The 1,856-nt window shown below is 43.8% G+C and carries 1 protein-coding gene; it reads left to right on the top strand.

Annotation, left to right across the window (positions count from 1 at the left end):
• Nucleotides 1–122: 122 nt before the first annotated feature.
• Entirely contained in the window at nucleotides 123–1,115 is a 993-nt protein-coding gene (locus tag Q7U95_RS05490) for a hypothetical protein (RefSeq protein ID WP_308752575.1), read from the top strand.
• Nucleotides 1,116–1,856: the final 741 nt, after the last annotated feature.

Genomic DNA, 1,856 nt, shown 5'->3' on the forward strand with positions numbered 1-1,856 from the left:
TTTTTGAGAAAATTTTAAATATTGGATTAAAATAATGCATTTAATGTGGTATAATATATTAAGTGTGATATGTAGGGTTGATAAATTTAATAAAACATAAATAAGCATAGGAGGTGAAAAAAATGAAAAAGATGTTAATTATGGCTTTAGTTGTGGTCTTTACTTTAAGCATGACGGTTGTTGCCTTTGGTTATGGCTATGACACAAGCGGAACCACTACCATTGGTGGTAATACGTATTATATAAGCGGTGAAGTTACAGACCCGCACGGTGGATACGCTGTCAGCACGGATAAATGTAAAGTCTGTCACGCGATTCACCAGGCAACGGGAACCTATGTATTGTTGCGCTCGGGAGCAACTAGTGGTCTTAGCGCTTGTGAGGCATGTCACGTAGCCGGCGCTCCGCTTACTCAGCTTGCAGTCTATGGAGGTAGCAATGCCAACTATGATTCCACTGGTGCTGATCTTGGCGATAGAAGGCATACCTTGAAACAAAGCGGAACAATTGATATTCCTGATTCTGTTGGTGTCACTCAATTTACTAATGGGTTTACTTGCAGCCATTGTCACAGTGTTCACGGAGCTAACTGTTACAATAATTGTATAGTTAAACTTGATGGTAACAAAGATGGGAAGGTTCAGCTTTTAAATGGGACATCAACTTCGCTTGCGGGATACAAGGCCAGTGGTGTTTTAGATTATGGAAATAACTCTGAAGTTCAGAATCAATTTTGCGCGGATTGTCATAGCTTGAACTTCTACACTACAACAGGTAACAAGACTCACGTGATGACAGACACGACGAATACTATGTATTCCGGGGTATCTCAAATTAGCGTGCAGACTGCTTGGGAGAGTTCGAGGAACTGTCGTAGATGTCACAGAGGTGGTTTAAGTGGCGGAGCTGGCTCGACTTACACAGGTACAGGCTTTAATACATACGCAACGACTTACGCAAGCGCGTCGGGTTGGGATAATTCTTTCCCGCATATGACTAAAGGCAAGTACTTCTTGAAAGATGCTTACACAACAACTGGTCTTGACAGTGTTTGTATAGATTGTCACAGAGATCCAGCTGATTCTGCTAATACAGGTGTTGGCAAGACTTACTAAAAAAATAGTTCGTCAAAAAATGCCTCTCGTTTCGGGAGGCATTTTTTTTGTGCTCTAAAATTTTTTCGTGGGTTGTTCTCCTTCATTTTCTTGCTCGCCCAAGAAAACGAAGCAAAAGAAGGGCGGCCGATCATTTTTAACGGCTTCAAAATGTATGGTTGTTCAGGCGCCTGCAGAACTCGTCAGGCTAAACTATATCCTTTTCTTTGGCTTCAAAAAGCCAAAACTTACAACGTAGTTGGAAGTCGGATATAAGCCTGACTCAAACAGCTTCGGCTTATTCCCTGAACAACCTATTTCTCTGCCTAAAAATGATATGGCAATTGAAAAAATAGCGTTCTTATATGTTACCTACCTATGTCTATGATGTTATTAGGTATTGGCCCGGTAGGCATAGATAGCGACCGGGCGGCAATCTCAAACTCACCGTCATTGCCTGCTTACCTGAGACTGCCACGCTTCGCTCGCAGTGACAAATAAGGGGCAGGCAGTGACGAATAGGGTTGTCATTGGAGGAAATTAAATCCTCTGTCATTGCGAGGAGAGTTAACGGCACCTCCGTCATTGCGCTTGTCCGCCTCTGGCGGGAGGGAGTGTAACGGGCGAAGCAATCTCAAACTCACCGTCATTGCGCCTGCCCGCCTCTGGCGGGAGGAGCCGTAGACGACCTGCCTGCCGGTAGGCACGGCGCGGCAATCTCTGGGTTATAATTACTTTCATGAGTAAGAAAGCCTATGTTTA

This window comes from Candidatus Oleimmundimicrobium sp., assembly GCF_030651595.1.
GTDB lineage: Bacteria > Actinomycetota > Aquicultoria > UBA3085 > Oleimmundimicrobiaceae > JAUSCH01.